Here is a 19,601-nt window from a genome sequence, read left to right as displayed (position 1 = left end):
CGCCTTCACCGCCCAGAACGCCGCGCTTGCGGCATGATCACCACCAAACCCGTGTCAACGGATCCTGCAGCAGTCCCGCAGTCCCGACGCAGATCGGCACGTGCGACTGCCGAACGCGGCAGAACGTGCCGAACGCGGCAGTACGTGCCGAACGCGGCAGTACGTGCCGACCCCGGTAGCGGGTGCCGATCTCAGACCGCGACCCCCGGCGGGCGCGCACCCTATGCGGCGCTCCACGACGTGTCACCCGCGGTCTTGCTCCGTGAGAAATTTGGTGAGAACCGGGCGTTTCGCTTGCGACGGTCGGCGGTTCTTGTTTCGGTGGAGAAGACCGAGGAGCCCGCGGGAGGGTGCACCGACGGCAGGTCACGCCGGCCAGGCGTGGGCCGCACGGACGTGTCCCGCAGGTTCCGCCCGGCGACGAGAGGAGCTCTCGTGCTTACCCTGACCGACAACGCCCGTTCCGCTGTCCACGACCTGCAGACCCAGGCCGGCGTCCCCGAGGGAGGCGGTCTGCGGATCGCCGAGTCGGCGGACCAGGCGGGCAGCTTCGAGCTCGCGCTCGTCCCCGCCCCGCAGCCCGACGACACGGTCGTGGAGAACGGCGAGGCGAAGGTGTTCGTGGAGTCCGCCACGGCACCGACCCTCGCGAACCTCACGCTCGACACGGACCCGAACGCGCAGGGACCGGCGTTCGTCCTGACGCCGCAGGGCTGACGGGACGTTCCCGGCGCTCGCGCCGGACCATCTCGACGACGCGTCCTCCTCCTCCAGGCGCGTCCTCGGTCCCACGACGGGCCGCTCGCTCCGGCGGGCGGCCCGTCGTCGTGTCTCGACCGGCGTGCGAGGCCCGCTCGACCGGGGTGCGACCGGTACGCGAGGGTCAGGCGGCGGGCCCGACGATCCACGACCCGCCGAGCACGGCGGCGCCGACCGTCACGACGAGGAACACCCCGACCCAGAACAGGCCGGGCAGGCGGGTGAGGCGCGCGAGGATGTCGGCGTCGGAGGTGCTCGCCCGGCCGCGCGACCGCTCGGACTGCAGCTCCAGCACCGGCCGCACGGCGCCCAGCAGCAGGAACCACGTCACGGCGTAGGCGACGGCGCTCTGCACGGGCGGCGTCGCCCACCAGGACACCCCGACGAGCGCGGCGCCGGTGACGAGCACGGACCAGAGCCCGAACCAGTTGCGGATCTGCAGCAGCATGAGGGCGAGCAGCACGACGAGCAGCCACAGCAGCCCGACGGCGTACCCCTGGCGGAGCAGCGCGGCGGCGCCCAGGCCGATGAGGCCGGGGCCGACGTACCCCATGAATGCGGTGAGGACCATGCCGAACCCGCGCGGGCGCCCGGACGACACGGTGAGCCCCGACGTGTCGGAGTGCAGGCGGATGCCCGCGAGCCGACGGCCCGTCAGCAGGGCCGCGATCGCGTGCGACGCCTCGTGCGCGATGGTCACGACGTGCCGGGCCACGCGCCACACGGGCGTGACGAGCACGACGACGAGCGCGAGGACGCCCATCGCGACGACCACGGCGGCCGCCGGGGGAGGGACGGGCGTCGTCGCGGCCTCCCACACCTGCCCGACGACGTCCCCCACGGACGCGGCGACGTCACCGCCCGTGGTGGAGGCGTCGTCGGGCGCTCCCGCGACCCCGCCCCGGGGGAGGGCGGGCAGGACGGTGAGGGCGTTCGCCAGGGCGTGCACGCGCGACATTCCACCACAGGGCCCTGTGCCTGAGGATGCCGAGACGCACCTCACCCGGCCGCCCGTCGTCGGGCATGAGACACTGGACGTTCGAGGGCAGCGCGATCCCGCGCGCCCGGCGTCGTGGAGATCCCCCCCCGGATTGCGTGCGGCGGACCCCGACCTTGAGCCCCGAGAGGCCCATCACCTGTGACTTCCTTTGCCGACTTCGGCCTGCCCACCCCTGTCGTGCGCGAGCTCTCGCGCCAGGGCATCGACTCCCCGTTCCCCATCCAGACCGCCACGCTGCCCGACTCGCTGAAGGGCCGTGACGTCCTCGGCCGCGGCCGCACCGGCTCCGGCAAGACGCTCGCGTTCTCGCTGCCGACCGTCGCCCGCCTGTCGTGGGCGAAGTCGGCGCGCCACCCGCGCCGGCCCCGTGCGCTCGTGCTGTGCCCGACGCGCGAGCTCGCCAACCAGATCAACGCCACGATGGAGCCCGTCGCCAAGGCGCTCGGGCTCGTGACGACGACGATCTTCGGCGGCGTCGCGCAGTCGCGCCAGGTCGCCGCGCTCGACAAGGGCGCCGACATCGTCATCGCGTGCCCGGGCCGCCTGGAGGACCTCCTCAACCAGCGCCTGCTCACGCTCGACGGCATCGAGATCACCGTGCTCGACGAGGCCGACCACATGGCCGACCTCGGGTTCCTGCCCGGCGTGAAGCGCATCATGGACAAGACGCCGAAGCAGGGGCAGCGCATGCTGTTCTCCGCGACGCTGGACAACGGCGTCGACCAGCTGGTCAAGCGCTACCTCAGCAACCCGGTGCGCCACTCGGTGGACGACGCCGCGGCCGCGCCCCCGCAGATGACGCACCACATCCTCGCGGTGCGCGACGCGGACGCGAAGAAGCAGATCGTGCACGAGCTCGCCTCGGGCACGGGTCGTCGCGTGCTGTTCATGCGCACCAAGCACCAGGCGAAGAAGCTCGCGAAGCAGCTCACCGCGGCGGGCGTGCCCGCCGTCGACCTGCACGGCAACCTCGGCCAGGGCGCGCGCGAGCGCAACCTCGAGGCGTTCTCGTCGGGCGCGGTCAAGGTGCTCGTCGCCACGGACATCGCCGCGCGCGGCATCCACGTCGACGACGTGGAGCTCGTCGTGCACGTCGACCCGCCGGCGGAGCACAAGGCGTACCTGCACCGCTCGGGCCGCACCGCCCGCGCCGGGTCGGAGGGCGTCGTCGTCACCGTCATGCTCCCGGAGCAGCGCGGCGATGTGCGCGACCTCACGCGCAAGGCGAAGATCACGGCCCAGCCGCAGCCGGTCGCCCCGGGCGACGCGACGATCAAGGGGCTCGTCGGCGAGGTCGCGGAGTACGTGCGTCCGTCCGACATCACGCCGCCGCAGACGCAGGCGAAGCGCGGCACGGGCTCGTCCAACGGCGGGTCGCGCGCGTCGCGCCGTGGCCGTGGCGGCCAGGGCGGCGCACGCCCGGCCGCGCAGCCCGCGGGCCAGGGCACGACGGCGTCCCGCGGCCAGGGCGGTCAGCGCCCGGCGCAGCGCCCGACGGGTGCGGGTCGCCCCGAGGGCGGCGCCCGGGACGGCCGCGGCACCTCGGGCACCGGGAACGGCGCGGCAGGCCAGGGCGGCGGCCGCCGTCGCGGCGGCCGTGGCCGCGCGCAGCGCCCCGCCGGCGGGTCGAGCACCGTCTACTCGACCTCCAGCCCGCGCTGACGCCCCCACGCTGAGGCAGGAGAGAGTCGCGGTCGAACCGTTTCGGCCGCGACTTTTTCCTGCACGCAGCGGGTGGGGCGGGGCGGGAACACGGGAGCGGTCGGCGTGGTTGGGACCGTCGGAGGTGGACCATGACCAGCCAGACCCACGAGAACCAGCCCTACGAGGTCGTGAAGACCGACGACGAGTGGCGCGCCGAGCTGTCCCCGCAGGAGTACGCCGTGCTGCGGCAGGCCGGGACCGAGCGCGCGTGGACGGGCGAGCTGCTCGACGAGAAGCGCGTCGGCGTCTACGCGTGTCGCGCGTGCGGGAACGAGCTCTTCCGCTCCGACACGAAGTTCGACTCGCACTGCGGGTGGCCGAGCTTCTTCAGCCCGCTCGCGGGCGACCGCGTCGAGCTGCTCACCGACCGCAGCCACGGCATGGTGCGCACCGAGGTGCGCTGCGCGCGCTGCGGCTCGCACCTGGGCCACGTGTTCGACGACGCGCCCCAGACCCCGACGGGCGACCGGTTCTGCATGAACTCGGTCAGCCTGACGTTCGAGGCCGGCGCGGAGTAGCCGTCCGGGCGCCGACGCTCGCGTCCACCGCGTACGCGAGCGCCACGCCCACCAGATAGCAGACCAGGTCCCGCACCGCGAACGTGCTGCCCAGCAGCCACGCCGCGGGCGGGACCGCGTCGTTCACGGCGGCGGCGACGCCCGTCGCCTGGAGCGCCTCGACCGCCCAGCACCACCCCAGCGCGACGGAGCCCGCGACGAGCGGGCGCACGCGCGGCGCCGCGAGGACCACGAGGGCGTAGGTCGCGACGGCGTAGAGCACGTCGCCGCCGACGTCGCCCCACGGGTCGGGGACGCGCGTCGCGACGACGAGGCCCGCCACCACGATCAGCGCGAGGACGAGCGCGACGACGGGCCGTCGTCGGACCCGGGCCGCCCCGCGACCGCGCGGGGCGAGGTGGGGCGGGCGGGCGCCGTCGGGCACGGTCATGCTGCGCCGGGGGCCAGGGTCACCGGTTGGCGGCCCAGCGCACGACGTCCTCCGAGTACCGGTGCAGGAGCGTCGCGAGCGTCGCGACGTCGCGCCGGTCCCAGCCGTCGAGCGCCTCGGTGATCGACGTGACCCGCCCGCTGTGCGCGGCGTGGAGCCGGGCCTCGCCGTCGGACGTCAGGGTGATGAGCTGCCCGCGCGAGTCGTCGGGGTCGACCTCGCGCGCGACGAGGCCGAGGTCGTGCAGGCGGCTGAGCTGTCGCGAGATCGTCGCGCGCCCCACGCCGAACTGCGCCGCGAGCTCCGAGCCCCGGACGCCGGGATGGTCGGCGATGTGCGCGAGCAGCGGATAGGCGCTCGCCTCGAGGTCGGGGTGGATGCGGCGCGCCATGCCCGTCGCGACCGCGCCCGCGCGGCGCAGCAGGATCCGCAGCTCGCGTTCGAGGTCGACGTACGCGTCGTCGTCGACGCGTGCGGTGTCGGGAGCAGGGCGGGCCGGAGCGGTCTCGGGGGGCACAGGGCCATCATGGCGCGAACGGGACGGCCCGGTCACCTTCCTCCCGCGAACCTCACCCGCGCGGGGCGACGGGAGCGCCCCGCGCACGACCGCGGGGGTGGTCCCGGAAGGTCGGGACCACCCCCGCGGGGTGCGGCAGCGGTGCCCCCGCGCGGCGGGGCGCCGACGTCAGCGCGACCGGCGCGCGGTCGCCTCGTCGTCGACCACGCCCGCGGGCTCGTAGGCACCGAGCAGCGTGGACTCCGTCTCCTCGGCGAGCGTCACACGACCAGGGGTGGCGTCGATCGGGGCGTCCGCGCCGAGCAGGGCTGCCTCCTTCTCGAGGCGCTCCTGGAGGCCGGTCTTGGTGCCGAGCGGCACCTCCTTGAGGAACGACACGGCGATGAGCGCGACGAGCGCGAGGGGTACCGCGACGAGGAAGATCTCGGCGATCCCGTCGCCGTAGGACTTCTCCACGAGGTCCTTGATCGGCGCGGGCAGGGTCGAGACGTCGGGCACGGCGTTGCCGCCGCCCATCGAGCCGGCCGGGACGCCGAGCTGCGTGAGGCCGTCCTGGATCGACGTCGTGACCTTGTTCGCGAGCACCGCGCCGAGCACGGACACTCCGATCGCGCCGCCGAGGCTGCGGAAGAACGCGACGGTCGAGGTCCCGGCGCCCATCTCCTCCACGGCGAGCGTGTTCTGCACGGCGAGCACGAGGTTCTGCATGAGCATGCCCATGCTCACGCCGAGGAAGAACAGGTAGACGCTGATCAGCGTGAAGCTCGTGTGGTAGTCGATCGTCGACAGCGCGAAGAGCGACGCGACGAGGACCGCGCCACCGGTGACCATGAAGGCCTTGTAGCGGCCGTAGCGCGTGATGAGCTGGCCGAACAGGGTCGACGCGACGAACGTGCCGACGATCATCGGGATCGTGAGGAGGCCGGACTCGGTCGGCGTCTTGCCGCGCGCGACCTGCATGTACTGGCTGAGGAACACGGCGGTCCCGAACATCGCGACGCCGACCGCGACGGACGCGACGACCGCGAGGACGAACGTGCGGTTCTTGAACAGGTGCAGCGGGATGAGCGGCTCGGGCGTGACGCGCTCGACGAGCACGGCACCGACGAGCGCGACGACCGCGCCGCCGACCATCGCGAAGGTCTGCCACGAGAGCCACTCGAAGTTCTGCCCGGCGAACGTCACCCACAGCAGGAGCGAGGACACGCCGGCGCTGATGAGGATCGCGCCCCAGTAGTCGATCCGGACGACGCGGCGCGCGACCTTCGGCAGGTGCAGCGTGCGCTGGAGGACGACGATCGCGGCGATGGCGAACGGCAGGCCGACGAAGAAGTTGAGGCGCCAGCTCACGGCGTCGGTGAGGACGCCGCCGAGGAGCGGCCCGCCGATCTGGCTGACGGCCATGATGCCGCCCATGAGGCCCATGAACTTGCCGCGCTCGCGCGGCGAGATGATGTCGGTGATGAGCACCGTGGCGAGCGCCATGAGGCCACCAGCGCCGATGCCCTGGAACGCGCGCAGCGCGATGAGGGTGCCGACGTTCTGCGAGAGCCCCGCGAGCGCGGAGGACACGACCGCGACGACGAGCGCGATCTGGATGAGGACCTTGCGGTTGGTGAGGTCGGCGAGCTTGCCCCAGATGGGGGTCGAGATCGTCATGGCGAGGAGGGTCGAGGTGACGACCCACGTGTACGACGACTGCGAGCCGTCGAGGTCGTTGACGATCTTCGGGAGCGAGCTCGAGACGATCGAGCTCGCGAGGATCGCCACGAACATGCCGAGGAGGATCCCGGAGAGGGACTCCATGACCTCGCGGCGGGTCATCGGTGCGGGGGCGCCGGCGCTGCCGGGCGGTGCGGTGCGTTCTGCGGGGGTGGTGGTCATCAGGCGTTGGGTTCCTTGCTCACGAGGCCGGGGCGGGGCGCACGCGTCGGGGGGCGGTGTCAGGTGGTCGGAGGCCGGTCCGCGGTGCGGCCGGTGGTCGGGGCGCGTGCCCGACGGCGCAGGGCCGCCGGGCGCCGTCGGTCACCCGGTGGTGCGGGGGGAGTCGTGGACCGCGACGACCGCCGCGGCGACGCGCTCGATGTGGCGCGTGGCCTCGACGATCTCCTCGTCGCCCCAGTCCGCGAACGTCGTCGCGGCGAGGACGTCGATGTGCTCGTACGCCCGCACCAGGAGTGCGCGGCCCGCCTCGGTGAGCTCGACGGTCCGGGCCCGCCGGTCGTCGTCGTCCACCGTGCGGCGCACGAGGCCCGCGTCGACCAGGTGGCTCACCTGTCGGCTCGCGACGGAGAGGTCGACCCGGAGCTTCGCCGCGACGTCCCCGAGCTGGACGGGCCCGCAGTGCTGGAGCATCCGGAGCAGGCCGAACGACGCCCGCGGCATGTCGAGGTCGCGGGCGATCCGGACGGCGGACTCCCGCTGGGCGCGCGCGAGGTCGTCGAGCGCGCGGACGAGACCCGCCGCGGGGGACGGGTCGGGGGTGAGTCCGGGGTTCGCGACGTCGGTCGCGGGAAGGGCGGTCACAGGCACAGGCACTCCTTGGTTGCTGCAGGCAAGCATACTCCGCGAAGTTGCTTTCAGCAACCATTGTGTGGGGCAAGGAATTCCCGGCCCGGCAGAGCCGGTGGCGGGAACGACGGAGCCCGGGCCCGTCCCCGCCGTCGCAGCGGCGTGGGAGGACCCGGGCTCGGCGCGGACCCGGAGGGGGGATCAGCGCCCGGAGCGGCTCTTGGCCTGGTCGCCCATGTCCTCCAGCTCGACACCCTTCGTCTCCGGCACCTTGCTCAGGACGAAGACGAACGAGAGCGCCGCGAAGATCGCGTACATCAGGTAGGGGATCGAGGCGCCGAAGGCGGCGAGCATCGGCGGGAACGTCAGGGTGATGGCGAAGTTCGCCAGCCACTGCGCCATGGCCGCCACGCCCAGGGCGGCGGCCCGGATCCGGTTCGGGAACATCTCGCCCAGGAGGACCCAGACGAGCGGGCCCCACGACGCCCCGAAGAACACGACGAACGCGTTCGCGGCCACGAGGGCGATCGGGCCCCACGGGTCTGGCAGGCTGATGTTGTCCCCGCTCCCGCTGGCCTGCGTGAAGGCGAGCGCCATGATCCCGAGCGAGAGCGTCATCCCGGCGGAGCCGATGAGCAGGATCGGGCGTCGCCCCACCTTGTCGACGAGCGCGATCGCGATGAACGTCACCGCGACGTTCGTCACGGACGTGATCGTCGAGACGAGGAACGACTGGCTCTCGTCGAAGCCGACGGCCTGCCACAGCGTCGTCGAGTAGTAGAAGATCACGTTGATCCCGACGAACTGCTGGAACACCGAGAGCAGGATGCCGACCCACACGATCGGCTTGAGGCCCAGCGCCGAGCCCTTGAGCGTGCCCTCCTGCGCGTTCTTCTCGTCGACGGCGATCGAGCGGTGGATCTGCGCGATGCGGTCGTCGACGTCCTCGTCCGGGCCGAGCACGGACTCGAGCACGGCGCGCGCCTCGTCGTCCCGGCCCTTCGCCACCAGGTATCGGGGCGACTCGGGGATGCGCAGGGCGAGGATGCCGTAGACCGCCGCGGGGACGACGCAGACGAGGAACATCCAGCGCCACGCCTCCCACCCGAGCCACAGCTCGTTGGACGCCCCGCCCGCCGTCTCCGCGAGGAGCTGGTCGGAGAGCAGCGCGGCGAAGATGCCGATCGTGATGGCGAGCTGCTGGAGCGAGCCCATGCGGCCGCGCAGCCGGGCCGGCGCGATCTCCGCGATGTACGCGGGCGCGATGACCGACGCGATACCGATGCCGACACCCGCCATGAACCGCCAGATCGCCAGGTCGAAGGCCGACCACGCGATCGCCGAGAGGATCGAGGAGACGAAGAACAGGACGGCGCCGAACACCATGACGCGCGTGCGGCCCCACCGGTCGGCGAGGCGGCCGCCCGACCACGCGCCGAGCGCGCACCCGAGGAGAGCGATCGCGACGACGAGGCCCGTCACCGCGGAGTCGAGGTCGAACTGGCCCTCGATCGCCGCGACGGCGCCGTTGATGACCGAGCTGTCGAACCCGAAGAGGAAGCCGCCGACCGCGGCCGCGACGGCGAGGCCGATCGCCTTCCGGTGGGCGCTCCGCTCGCTCACGGTCCTCTGACCTGCTGCGCCGCTGCTCGACATCTCGCCCTCCGCTCCGTCCCGGAGCCGGTGGCAGCTCCTGTCGTCCCTCTGTCGTCACTGTAGGGCGGGGTGCTGACCGTGGCGCGGCGAACGAGGTCCGGCCCCGAGCACCCCCCGGAGGCTGCGCGCGTCGCGGGCCCGGGTGGAGACTGGGCGGGTGCCAGACGACGTCCCCACCCCCGGAGCCCGGCCCGACCCCGGTCGGTCCGACCGCACGCAGCGACCTCGCCGCCCCGCCATGCTCGACCCGCGCGACGCCGACGAGCTGCCCGGCGAGCTCGACCCCGCGCTCCGCGACCGGGTCGCGCACACCACCGCGCACGCGATCGTGCACCGCGCCCGCGACACCGAGGACCCGGAGGTCGTCGAGCGGCTCGTCCACCTCGTCGAGACCGAGGGCCTCGACGTCGTGGCCGGCCTGTGGTCCGACGCCGCCCCCAACTCCCTGCCGGGGGCACTCTGGCGGCTCTACGTGCTGCGCGAGTGGGTGCGCCGCGACCCGCAGACCGTCACCCTCCGCTACCGGCTCGGCGTGGACGCGGCGCCCGTCCACGAGGCCATCGCGGGCGTGCCCCGGCCGCCGGGGCCGCAGGACGTGCGCGACCTCGCCGACGCGGTGCTGTCCGGCGTCTTCACGGGCGACCTCGCGGTCGCGCTCGAGCGCGCCGGGTCGTTCTGCCGCATCCTCGCCACCGGCGCCGCGTTCGACGCCGACGCGCGCGAGGTCGCCGACCCCGACGGCGCCCTGCGCACGACCCGGGGCGCGGGCTCGCTGCTGCGGACCGCCCAGGAGCTCGAGCACGCCGCCGAGCTCTGGCGCGCCGACCGCCTCGACTGAGCGCGCGTCCCTCCCCGCCGCGGAGGCCCCGGTCGTCGCCGAGCAGGCGAACCTGGCGCGTCCGTGCCACCTGACGCGCCCGGACCGCCTGCTCGACCGACCGGGACCACCTGGTCGGGCCCGTCCGGACCCCGCGGGCGCGAGGGTGCGGGATCGACGGCACGCCCGCACGGCGGGCGAAGGCGGTCTCGCGGAGCGCGAACACGGGTACCCCGAGCGGGGTGCGGCACGTACGATGGATCTCGACGCCGGGCCGCGGTAGCCCCGGGCTCCACACTCAGCCGCTACGAGCGGCCACGCGCCGAGAGGCGCTCCCGGTCCGGCGTCACTAACTTCCCCCTCGCGCCCACCGCGCACCGCCTCTCGTGCGGTGCGCGGGCGCGGTGGTCGCACCGGCGACGAGGCCGGGCGCAGGCTGTGGGCGTCCTGAGCATCCGGGACCTTGGGCCCGACGATTCCAGCATCGCTCCGCGCGTCGGCTACATTTGACGAGAGTTCGACGTGCGTTCACCGAGAGATCATCCGACCAGAGATCGTGACCACCCCGGCCGTCCGGTCCTCCCGGCGGTCGAGCGGCCCCCGCGGCCGACGCCAGCTCAGACCCCTACCCCGCGTCCCTTCCGGAGCCCCCCGTGCGCCTGCGCCTGACACCGCGCGACACCTCGTTCTTCGACCTCCTCGCCGCCTCGGCGCAGCACCTGGTCACAGGGTCCACGCTCCTCGCGGAGCTGCTGGGGGCGGACCGCCCCACGCGCAAGCAGCTCGCGAAGCAGCTGAGCGAGACCGAGCACCTCGCGGACGACGCGACGCACTCGATCATGCGACGCCTCAACCAGACGTTCGTCACGCCGTTCGACCGGGACGACATCTACGCCCTCGCGTCGGCGCTCGACGACTGCATGGACTACATGGAGGAGGCGGCCGACCTCATCGTCCTCTACAAGGTCGACGAGCTCCCGGCCCGCGTGTCCGAGCAGGTCCAGGTGCTCCAGCGGGCGTCGGAGCTCACGGCCGAGGCGATGCCGCGCCTGCGCTCGATGGACGACCTCCCCGAGTACTGGGTCGAGGTCAACCGCCTGGAGAACCAGGCGGACAAGGTCCACCGCAAGCTGCTCGCCGAGCTCTTCGACGACGTGTCCGACCCGGTCCTCCTCATGAAGCTCAAGGAGATCGTGGAGGTCCTCGAGCAGGCGGCCGACGCCTTCGAGAAGGTCGCCAACACGGTCGAGACCATCGCCCTCAAGGAGTCCTGAGCCCCGTGGAGGCAGTGCTCGTCGTCGTCGTCGTGGCCTTCGCCCTGGCGTTCGACTACACGAACGGGTTCCACGACGCCGCGAACGCCATCGCGACCTCGGTGTCGACCCGGGCCCTCACACCGCGCGCGGCGCTCCTCATGGCGGCGGTGTTCAACCTCATCGGCGCGCTGCTCGGCACGGCCGTGGCGCAGACCATCGCGGAGGACATCGTCGCCGTCGGCGACGTGCCACCCCACCAGGGTCTCGTCATCGTCCTGTGCGGGCTGGTCGGCGCGATCACGTGGAACCTCATCACGTGGTGGCTGGGCCTGCCGTCGTCGTCGACGCACGCGATCATCGGCGGCCTCGCGGGCGTCGGCCTCGCGTCCGGGATCACGGTGCACTGGGACGCGATCCTCGACAAGGTCGTGCTCCCCATGATCTTCTCGCCGCTGATCGGCTTCGGCCTCGCGTTCGCGCTCATGGTCCTGCTGCTGTGGGTGTTCCGGAACGCGGCGCCCGCCCGGGCGTTCCGCCGGTTCCGGATCGCGCAGACGGCCTCCGCCGCCGCGATGGCGCTGGGCCACGGTCTGCAGGACGCGCAGAAGACGATGGGCGTCATCGTGCTCGCCCTCGTGGCGGGCGGGTTCCAGGACGACAACACGATCCCGCTGTGGGTCAAGCTGTCGGCCGCGACGGCGATCTCGCTCGGCACCTACGCGGGCGGCTGGCGCATCATGCGCACGCTCGGCCGCAAGATCATCGAGCTCGACCCGGCGCGCGGCTTCGTCGCCGAGTCGGTGTCCGCCGTCGTGCTCTACGCCAACGCGTTCATCTTCCACGCGCCCGTCTCGACGACCCACACCATCACCTCGGCGATCATGGGTGTCGGCGCGACCAAGCGCCTGTCCGCGGTGCGCTGGGGCGTCGCCAAGAACATCGGCGCCGCGTGGGTGCTGACGATCCCCGCCGCCGCGCTCGTCGCGGCCGTCGTCTACTGGATCCTCAGCCCGATCCTGCTCTGACCCCAGGGCACCGGGGACGCCGGTCCCCCCGCACGACGACGGCGCCCCGTCGGAGGCCTCGCGGCCGCCGGCGGGGCGTCGTCGTGCGACCGGACGTCGCCCGCTGGGGGACGCCGGCGCGCGGGTCTCAGTGCAGCGGCGGGGCGACCTTCTCTGCCGCGACGACGCGCGGGCCCTTGGGCGTGCGTGCCACGTGGGCCACGATCATCTCGCCGGGCTCGAGGAACGGGTCGTGCGCGGGCAGGGCGTTCGCGACCGGCCGCCGCGAGTGCTGGCCGAGGACGTCGAGCACCGTGGGCAGCACGGGCCGGTGCGTGCACAGCACCGACGACCGCTCGGCCTCGAGCAGCTCCCGGACCGTCCGCGCGACGCGCGCGGGCGAGCGCTCGTGCTGCGCCTCGGTGAGGTGGTCGATGCTGACCGTGGCGAGCCCGGAGGCGGTCGCGTACGGCGCGATCGTCTGGGCGCAGCGGTCCCACCGGCTCGTGACGATCGTCTCGACGCCGTAGGCCGCGAGCACCGGCACGAGCGCGACCCCTTGGGCGTGGCCCGCGGGCGTGAGCGGGCGGTCCTGCTCGTCGCCGTGCCACGCCGACCGCGCCACGGCCTTGCCGTGGCGCGCGATGACGACGACGTGCGTCGCGAGCCGGCCCTCGTCGCGCTCGCGCACGAGCGCCTCGAGCGGCGCCCGGTCGGCCTGCCGCGTGAGGCGCCGCGCGGCGTCGTCCGTGGAGAGCCACGCGGCGCGATCGATCTCCTGGGGCGACACCGGTGGGACGGGGGCACGCGCGGCGAGCGCGCCGGCGTCGGACCGGCTCGACGCCCGGCGGGCGGCCCAGTAGTGCACGCGCTTCACGCGGCCCTCGGGCGTGAGGTACTGCAGCCCCGGGAGCGGGACGCCCAGCACGACCGGCTTGCCCGTCTCCTCGGCGACCTCGCGCGCCGCGGCCGCCTGGAACGTCTCGCCCGGGTCGAGCTTGCCCTTGGGCCACGACCAGTCGTCGTAGCGCGGCCGGTGGACGAGGCGCACCTGCAGCTCGTCGTCGCGCACGCGCCACACGAGGGCACCGGCCGACTCGATGACGGGCGCGTGCGACACGTGCGTCGGGCCGAGCGTGTCCACGAGCGGCACGCCGCCGTGGAGCGCGGAGGACGGCACTCCCATCCGCTACCGCCTCCCGACGAGCCGGCGGCGCTGTCGCTGGACGAGGCTGGCCTGGAGGTCGACGAGCGGCGAGCCGTCGGGCGCGGTGTCGGGGCGGTGCCACGTGCCGTCGGCGTCGAGGTGCCACGACGCGGTGCGCTCGGACATCGACGCGTCGAGCAGGTCGAGCAGCTCCATGACCTGGTCGGGGTCGGTGATGCGCACGAGGGCCTCGACGCGGCGGTCGAGGTTGCGGTGCATGAGGTCGGCCGACCCGATGAACACCTCCGGGCCGCTCTCCGGCCCCTCGCCGATGGCGGGGCCGGCGGAGTTGGCGAACGCGTAGATGCGCGAGTGCTCGAGGAAGCGCCCGAGGATCGAGCGCACGCGGATGTTCTCGCTCAGCCCGGGCACGCCCGGGCGGACGGCGCAGATGCCGCGCACCACGAGGTCGACCTTCACGCCGGCCTGCGACGCCCGGTAGAGCGCGTCGAGCGTCGTCTCGTCGACGACGGAGTTGACCTTGATCTTGACCCACGCCTCGTGGCCCTCGCGCGCGGCGACCGCCTCGCGGTCGATCCGCTCGACGAGGCCGGAGCGGACGGTGCGGGGCGCGACGAGCAGGCGGTGGAACCGCGACTGCGGCGCGTACCCGGAGAGCTGGTTGAACAGGCGCGTGAGGTCCTGCCCGACGTCGGGGTCGCACGTGAGCAGGCCGTGGTCGGTGTAGAGGCGCGCCGTCTTCGGGTGGTAGTTCCCCGTGCCGACGTGGCAGTAGCGGCGCAGGCCGTCCGACTCCTGGCGCACGACGAGCGAGAGCTTGCAGTGCGTCTTGAGCCCGACGATCCCGTACACGACGTGCACGCCCGCCTGCTCGAGCTTGCGCGCCCACGAGATGTTGGCCTGCTCGTCGAACCGGGCCTTGATCTCGACGAGCGCGAGCACCTGCTTGCCCGCCTCGGCCGCGTCGATGAGCGCGTCGACGATCGGCGAGTCGCCCGACGTCCGGTACAGCGTCTGCTTGATCGCGAGCACCGCCGGGTCGGCCGCCGCCTGCTCGAGGAACGTCTGCACCGACGTCGAGAACGAGTCGTACGGGTGGTGCAGCAGGACGTCGCGCTCGCGGATCGCGGCGAACACGTCCGTCGGGGACGAGCTCTCCACCTCGGCGAGGAGGCGGTGCGTCGTCGGGACGAACGGCGGGAAGTGCAGGTCGGCACGGTCGAGGTCGGCGATGAGGTTGAGGCCCGTGAGGTCGAGCGGCAGCGGGATCTCGTACACCTCCTCCTCGACGACGCCGAGCTCGCGCACGAGCAGCGCGCGGATGCGCGGGCTGATGCCCGGCGTGAGCTCGAGGCGCACGGGCGGGCCGAACCGGCGGCGCAACAGCTCCTTCTCCATCGCCTGGAGCAGGTTCTCCGCGTCGTCCTCCTCGACCTCGACGTCCTCGTTGCGCGTGACGCGGAACAGGTGGTGCTCGCGCACCTCCATGCCGGGGAAGAGGTGGTCGAGGTGCTGCGCGATGACCTCCTCGATCGGCACGAACGACGTCGGCCCGCGGTCGGGCGACGCCGTCTGCGACGTCGGCGCGCTCGGGCGTCCTCGCGCGTCCACGGCGATGAACCGCGGCAGCAGCGGCGGCACCTTGACGCGCGCGAAGTGCTCCTTGCCGGTCGTCGGGTTCGCCACCACGACCGCGAGGTTGAGCGAGAGCCCCGAGATGTACGGGAACGGGTGCGCCGGGTCGACGGCGAGCGGCGTGAGCACGGGGAAGATCTGCTTGCGGAAGAACTTGTGCAGGCGCTCCTGCTCGCGCGTCTCCAGCTCGTCCCAGTGGACGAGCGTGATGCCCTCGGCGGCGAGCGCCGGCTGGACGTCGTCGGCGAAGACCCGCGCGTGCCGCGCCATGAGCTCGTGCGCGCGCTCGCTGATCGCGTCGAGCACCTGGCGCGGCGACAGCCCGGAGGCGGCCGTGACCGCGATGCCCGTCGCCATGCGGCGCTTGAGGCCGGCGACGCGGACCATGAAGAACTCGTCCAGGTTCGACGCGAAGATCGCGAGGAACCGCACGCGCTCCAGGAGCGGCTGGCTCGGGTCCTCCGCGAGCTCGAGCACGCGCTGGTTGAACGCGAGCCAGCTGAGCTCGCGGTCGGCGAACCGGTCGTCGGGCAGCGGACCGAGGTCGAGCTCCGCACCGACCGGTTCGATCTCGGGTTCCTCGGCGATGTGCTCCGCGATGTGTGCGGCGAGGTCCGGGTCGAGGGTGCGCTGCGTGGACGTGTCGGTCATGGGTTCATGGTGGCACCAGTTGATGAACGGTGCGTGACGCGGGTCACCGTTCGGCCGGTGCGCGGCTCAGCGGGCAGGTCGGGCGTACTGCACGTGCACGGCGCGCCGCACGAACCCCGCCCGCTCGTAGGTCCGCACCGCCGGCACGTTGTCGCCGTCCACGTACAGCACCGCCGTGCGTGCCCCGCGCGCCGCGAGGTGCGCGAGCCCGACGGCGGTCAGCAGCCGCCCGAGCCCCTCGCCCTGGGCGGACGGGACCACCCCGACGACGTAGATCTCGCCCTCGCGCGCGGCGTCCGGCTGGCCCGTCGGGATCTTGGTCCAGACGAACCCGACGAGCTCGGGCGCACCGTCGCCGGGCGCCGGGTCGCGCTCGAGGAGCAGGAGACCGGCGGCGTCGAACCAGTCCTCGCGCATCCGCGCGCGCAGGTCGTCGACCGTGAGCCGCCCCTGCTCCGGGTGGTGCGCGAACGCGAGCGCGTTCGCCCGGACCCACGCCGCGTCGTCGTCCCCGGGCACGAAGGCGCGCAGCCGCAGACCCGCCGGGACGGCGGGGCGCGGGTGCTCCGCCGGGCCGCCCAGCGGGCGCTCGAGCACGAGCAGCTCGCGCACGACGCCGTACCCCGCCCGCGCGGCGAGGGCCTGCGCCGCAGGCAGGTCGCCGTGGGCCCACACGCGCAGCGGCGGGACGTCCCTCACGGGGGAGGGCGCGTCCGTGGCGCGTTCGTCCGTGGTGCGCTCGGAAGGGCGCGGCTCGACGGCGCGGTCCGCGGCGCTGCCCAGGAGGTGGAACCCGAGGCCGTGGCCGCGGTGCGCCGGGCGCACGACGAGCTCCGCGCTCGGCGCGTCGCCGCGCTTGTCCACCTGGGCGTAGCCCGCGAGCTCGCCCCCGCGCCACGTGAGGAGGTGCACGACGTCGTCGGTCGCCTCGCGCAGGTTGAGCAGCGGCTGCTCCGAGAGGGGCGCCACGCCGTCCTTCCGCTCCGCCGCCGCAGCGAGGTCGTGGACCTGCGCGATCTCGACGTCGTCGATGAGCGGCCCGGTGTGCCAGAGGATCGCGGTCTCCACCGGTCCATCTTGCCCCCGGCGCCCGCGCACGACCGAACGCGCGCCGCCGGCGCCCGCGGGACGCCGTCCTCGTGGCGGGAAGGTTCGGAACCGAGTGACGGTTGTCACGTCCGTGAGCGAGCGGCCGTGAGGCGCGGGACCCGGGGGGCCGCGTCGGCCTGCCCGCCCCGCCGACCTCCGGCCGGTCGGACGGCAGCGAGGGGCGGAGAGGCAGGGCGGCATGGGCGCGTGCGCGGTCGAGGAGGCGGCGGAGGCCGCAGCAGGGCGGGTCCCCGTCCCGGTGACGGTCCCGGCCCGGCCGGTCGGGGAACCGACGGAGCCGGCCGTCTGGTCGCGGGACTTCCGGTACTACTTCACCGCGCGCAGCGCGGGGCTGCTCAGCTGGGCGATGCTCCCGGTCGCGGTCTCGGCCGGGCTGCTCGCGTCGGGCTACGGGCTCGCGGTCGCGGGGTACGCGATGGCGTTCCTCGTCGCGCCGTTCGCGGGGCTCGTGCTCTTCGGCGGCGTGCTCGCCGACCGGTTCACCGCCCGCCGGATGATGATCGTCGCCGACCTCGCGAACCTCGCCGCGCACGTGCTCCTCGCGGTGCTGTTCGTGCGGGGGATCGACCACCTCTGGCACCTCTACGCCCTCCTCGCGGTCGCCGGCACGGCCAACGCGCTGTTCCAGCCCGGCGCCGCGTCGACCGTGCCGCTCGTCGCGCGCGACGTCCAGGGGGCCAACGGCGTCCTGCGGACCTCCGAGGCGATCACCGGGCTCGGCGGCCCGGCGCTCGCGGGCGTCCTCGTCGGGTTCGGGTCGACCGGCGGGGTGATGATCCTCTCCGCCGTCGCCTACGCGACGAGCGCGCTGTGCCTGCTCGCGCTCCGGCTCGGCGTCGTGCCGGCGCCCCCGGCGGGCGCGGGCCTGTGGCGCAGCCTGGCGGTCGGGTGGCACGAGTTCCGCTCCCGCACGTGGCTGTGGGGCGTCGTCGTCATCTGGATGGTCTACGCGGTGCTCGCCTGGGGGCCGCAGCTCCCCCTGGCGGCGAGCGTCGTCGTGCCGACGCACGGGGCGACCGCGTTCGGCGTGCTCAACAGCGCGCTCGGGGTCGGGACCGTGGTCGGCGGGCTGCTCGCGATCCGCTACCGGCCGCGGCGGCCGCTCGCCGCGGGCGCCGTGGCGCTCGTGGCCTACCCGCTCTACCCGCTCGGCCTCGTGCTGGGCTGGCCCGTCTGGGCGCTCGCCGTCGCGCAGGTGCTCGTGGGCGTCGGGGTCGGGGTGTGGGGCGTCATGTGGGCGACGAGCGTCCAGACGCAGGTGCCGGGCGACGTGCTCAACCGGGTCCACGCCTACGAGGTCGCGGGGTCGGTCGGGATGTACCCGATCGGGGCCGCGCTGGCCGGTCCCGCCGTCGCCGCGTTCGGGACGGACCGGGTGCTCCTGGTGGGCGCGGTCGTGGGGACGCTCACGGTGGTGGCGCTCCTCGCCGTCCGGCCGATCCGCACGCTCGGGCGGGTCCCGGACCTCCCCTGAGCGCGGGCCGCACGCGCGGCGGCGCGAAGCCGAGCACGGGGTTGCCCGCCGTCGACCACGGGGTTGTCGTCGTGAAGAGTGCGATGACGACGGCAACCCCGTGTTCGGCACCTCACCTCGGGCCGGGGAAGGTTCTGTCGGGGCGGGTCGTTGTGGTCGGCGTGAGCGAGCGGACCCACGGGCGAGAGACGGCGGCACCGGGCACGGCGGGCGCGGACCTGCTCGGCCCGGGCGGGGCCGTGCACGACGTCGTGGTCGTCGGTGCGGGCCAGGCCGGGCTGTCGGCGGCTTACCACCTGCGGCGCGCCGGGCTCGACCCGCTCGTGCTCGACGGCGGTCGCGGCCCGGGCGGCGCGTGGCAGGACCGCTGGGACTCGCTGACCATGGCCGAGACGCACGCGGTGCACGACCTCCCGGGCGTCCCGCTCCCGGCCGGCGACCCCGGCGAGCGCGCCAACGTCGCCGTCCCGCGCTACTACGCCGCGTACGAGCGGGAGAACGACCTGCGCGTGGTGCGGCCCGTCACGGTGCACGACGTGCGCGACGACCCCGCGCTCCTGCTGGTCCGCGCCACGGTCGGCGCCGGGCCGGACGCGCGCGACGTCGTCGTCTGCACGCGCACGCTCGTCAACGCGACCGGCACGTGGACCCGCCCGTTCTGGCCGCGCTACCCCGGGATGGAGACGTTCCGCGGGCGCCAGCTCCACACGCACGACTTCCGCGCCGCCGAGGACTTCGCGGGGCAGCACGTGGTGGTCGTCGGCGGCGGGGCGTCCGCGACGCAGCTCCTGCTCCAGATCGCGCCGCACGCGTCGGGCACGACGTGGGTGACGCGCCGCGAGCCCGTGTGGGTCGAGGAGGAGTTCTCGCCCGAGCTGGGCCGGGCCGCCGTCGCGCGCGTCGCGGAGCGCACGGCCGCGGGGCTGCCGCCCGGGAGCGTCGTCTCGGTCACGGGCCTGCCGCTCACGCCCCGCTACCGCGCGGGGATCGCGAGCGGGGTGCTGCGGCGTCGGCCGATGTTCGAACGCGTCACGGCGACCGGCGTCGAGTGGGCACCCGGCGCGAACGACGACGGGCTCCTGCACCAGCCCGCCGACGTCCTCCTCTGGGCCACCGGGTTCCGGGCCGCGCTCGACCACCTCGCGCCCCTCGGCCTGCGCGCGCCCGGCGGCGGGATCGTGCTCGACGGCACGACGGCGGCGAGCGACCCGCGCGTCCAGCTCGTCGGCTACGGGCCGAGCGCCTCGACGATCGGGGCCAACCGGGCGGGACGCGAGGCGGCGCGCGGCGTGCTGCGGGCGCTCGGCCGACAGCCCGGTCGCAGCCCTGCGGCAGGATCTCGGCGACCGGTGGCGGTGTGAGGGCTCGTCAGCGCCCGCCGCGGAGCCCTA

Annotated in this window: 17 protein-coding genes; 8 read left to right on the top strand and 9 right to left on the bottom strand. The window is 74.1% G+C overall.

From position 1 onward, the window contains the following. Window positions 1-435 precede the first annotated feature (435 nt). Window positions 436-717 carry a HesB/IscA family protein gene (locus tag E1O70_RS15045; protein ID WP_061266560.1) on the top strand — a complete coding sequence of 94 codons (282 nt, stop codon included), beginning with the start codon at window positions 436-438 and terminating at the stop codon, window positions 715-717. Window positions 718-883: 166 nt separating this feature from the next. On the opposite strand, the gene E1O70_RS15040 is transcribed toward E1O70_RS15045, so the two are convergent. After that, on the bottom strand, window positions 884-1,600 hold the full coding sequence (locus E1O70_RS15040) for a M50 family metallopeptidase (RefSeq protein ID WP_061266574.1): 717 nt from the start codon (window positions 1,598-1,600) through the stop codon (window positions 884-886). A 297-nt stretch (window positions 1,601-1,897) separates the two neighbouring features. Here E1O70_RS15040 and E1O70_RS15035 point away from each other — a divergent pair, with 297 nt between their 5' ends. Beyond that, on the top strand, window positions 1,898-3,421 hold the full coding sequence (locus E1O70_RS15035; protein ID WP_061266561.1) for a DEAD/DEAH box helicase: 1,524 nt from the start codon (window positions 1,898-1,900) through the stop codon (window positions 3,419-3,421). Window positions 3,422-3,552: 131 nt separating this feature from the next. Further along, window positions 3,553-3,981, top strand: a complete 429-nt coding sequence (msrB, locus tag E1O70_RS15030) for a peptide-methionine (R)-S-oxide reductase MsrB (protein ID WP_034652513.1) — start codon at window positions 3,553-3,555, stop codon at window positions 3,979-3,981. Here the strand turns inward: msrB and E1O70_RS15025 are convergent. The 5 genes from E1O70_RS15025 to E1O70_RS15005 all read right to left on the bottom strand — a co-directional run bounded on the left by E1O70_RS15025 (window position 3,950) and on the right by E1O70_RS15005 (window position 9,095). Next, entirely contained in the window at window positions 3,950-4,411 is a 462-nt protein-coding gene (locus E1O70_RS15025; protein WP_082774159.1) for a ribosomal maturation YjgA family protein, read from the bottom strand. The genes msrB and E1O70_RS15025 overlap by 32 nt on opposite strands. A gap of 19 nt (window positions 4,412-4,430) precedes the next feature. Beyond that, on the bottom strand, window positions 4,431-4,928 hold the full coding sequence (locus tag E1O70_RS15020; protein ID WP_061266562.1) for a MarR family winged helix-turn-helix transcriptional regulator: 498 nt from the start codon (window positions 4,926-4,928) through the stop codon (window positions 4,431-4,433). A 168-nt stretch (window positions 4,929-5,096) separates the two neighbouring features. Continuing rightward, a complete protein-coding gene (locus E1O70_RS15015; RefSeq protein WP_082774160.1) occupies window positions 5,097-6,812 on the bottom strand; it encodes an MDR family MFS transporter in 1,716 nt (571 codons plus the stop codon). A gap of 141 nt (window positions 6,813-6,953) precedes the next feature. After that, entirely contained in the window at window positions 6,954-7,454 is a 501-nt protein-coding gene (locus E1O70_RS20160; protein WP_061266563.1) for a MarR family winged helix-turn-helix transcriptional regulator, read from the bottom strand. 186 nt (window positions 7,455-7,640) lie between these two features. Continuing rightward, a complete protein-coding gene (locus tag E1O70_RS15005; protein WP_021482816.1) occupies window positions 7,641-9,095 on the bottom strand; it encodes a sugar porter family MFS transporter in 1,455 nt (484 codons plus the stop codon). Window positions 9,096-9,333: 238 nt separating this feature from the next. On the opposite strand from E1O70_RS15005, the gene E1O70_RS15000 reads away from it, so the two are divergent. The 3 genes from E1O70_RS15000 to E1O70_RS14990 all read left to right on the top strand — a co-directional run bounded on the left by E1O70_RS15000 (window position 9,334) and on the right by E1O70_RS14990 (window position 12,193). After that, on the top strand, window positions 9,334-9,933 hold the full coding sequence (locus E1O70_RS15000) for a hypothetical protein (protein ID WP_043655142.1): 600 nt from the start codon (window positions 9,334-9,336) through the stop codon (window positions 9,931-9,933). Between the two features lie 632 nt (window positions 9,934-10,565). Further along, complete coding sequence (locus E1O70_RS14995) at window positions 10,566-11,186, top strand: DUF47 domain-containing protein (RefSeq protein ID WP_021482999.1); 621 nt, start codon at window positions 10,566-10,568, stop codon at window positions 11,184-11,186. Window positions 11,187-11,191: 5 nt separating this feature from the next. Continuing rightward, window positions 11,192-12,193, top strand: coding sequence for an inorganic phosphate transporter (locus E1O70_RS14990; RefSeq protein WP_021482998.1), 1,002 nt, complete (start codon window positions 11,192-11,194; stop codon window positions 12,191-12,193). 127 nt (window positions 12,194-12,320) lie between these two features. Here the strand turns inward: E1O70_RS14990 and E1O70_RS14985 are convergent, their stop codons facing one another. From E1O70_RS14985 to mshD, 3 genes are all read right to left on the bottom strand, one after another. Continuing rightward, complete coding sequence (locus E1O70_RS14985) at window positions 12,321-13,358, bottom strand: NUDIX hydrolase (RefSeq protein ID WP_082774162.1); 1,038 nt, start codon at window positions 13,356-13,358, stop codon at window positions 12,321-12,323. Window positions 13,359-13,361: 3 nt separating this feature from the next. Next, window positions 13,362-15,626 (bottom strand): RNA degradosome polyphosphate kinase, encoded by a 2,265-nt coding sequence (locus tag E1O70_RS14980; RefSeq protein WP_061266564.1) that lies wholly within the window; start codon window positions 15,624-15,626, stop codon window positions 13,362-13,364. 66 nt (window positions 15,627-15,692) lie between these two features. After that, complete coding sequence (gene mshD / locus E1O70_RS14975) at window positions 15,693-16,694, bottom strand: mycothiol synthase (protein ID WP_061266565.1); 1,002 nt, start codon at window positions 16,692-16,694, stop codon at window positions 15,693-15,695. A gap of 220 nt (window positions 16,695-16,914) precedes the next feature. On the opposite strand from mshD, the gene E1O70_RS14970 reads away from it, so the two are divergent. Both E1O70_RS14970 and E1O70_RS14965 read left to right on the top strand, forming a co-directional pair. After that, on the top strand, window positions 16,915-18,210 hold the full coding sequence (locus tag E1O70_RS14970) for an MFS transporter (protein ID WP_082774163.1): 1,296 nt from the start codon (window positions 16,915-16,917) through the stop codon (window positions 18,208-18,210). Window positions 18,211-18,371: 161 nt separating this feature from the next. Beyond that, entirely contained in the window at window positions 18,372-19,571 is a 1,200-nt protein-coding gene (locus E1O70_RS14965) for an FAD-dependent oxidoreductase (protein WP_306303284.1), read from the top strand. Window positions 19,572-19,601 lie beyond the last annotated feature (30 nt).

The organism is Cellulosimicrobium funkei (assembly GCF_004519295.1).
Taxonomy (GTDB): Bacteria; Actinomycetota; Actinomycetes; order Actinomycetales; family Cellulomonadaceae; genus Cellulosimicrobium; species Cellulosimicrobium funkei.
The sequence above is the reverse complement of the archived record's forward strand: the minus strand, read 5'-3'. Positions and strand labels throughout refer to the sequence as shown.

Excerpts from the sequence above, each read along its gene's own strand:
- msrB (WP_034652513.1), top strand. The coding sequence starts at position 3,553 with ATGACCAGCCAGACCCACGAGAACCAGCCCTACGAGGTCGTGAAGACC.
- E1O70_RS15025 (WP_082774159.1), bottom strand. The coding sequence starts at position 4,411 with ATGACCGTGCCCGACGGCGCCCGCCCGCCCCACCTCGCCCCGCGCGGT.
- E1O70_RS15015 (WP_082774160.1), bottom strand. The coding sequence starts at position 6,812 with ATGACCACCACCCCCGCAGAACGCACCGCACCGCCCGGCAGCGCCGGC.
- E1O70_RS15005 (WP_021482816.1), bottom strand. The coding sequence starts at position 9,095 with ATGTCGAGCAGCGGCGCAGCAGGTCAGAGGACCGTGAGCGAGCGGAGC.
- E1O70_RS15000 (WP_043655142.1), top strand. The coding sequence starts at position 9,334 with ATGCTCGACCCGCGCGACGCCGACGAGCTGCCCGGCGAGCTCGACCCC.
- E1O70_RS14985 (WP_082774162.1), bottom strand. The coding sequence starts at position 13,358 with ATGGGAGTGCCGTCCTCCGCGCTCCACGGCGGCGTGCCGCTCGTGGAC.
- E1O70_RS14980 (WP_061266564.1), bottom strand. The coding sequence starts at position 15,626 with ATGACCGACACGTCCACGCAGCGCACCCTCGACCCGGACCTCGCCGCA.
- E1O70_RS14970 (WP_082774163.1), top strand. The coding sequence starts at position 16,915 with ATGGGCGCGTGCGCGGTCGAGGAGGCGGCGGAGGCCGCAGCAGGGCGG.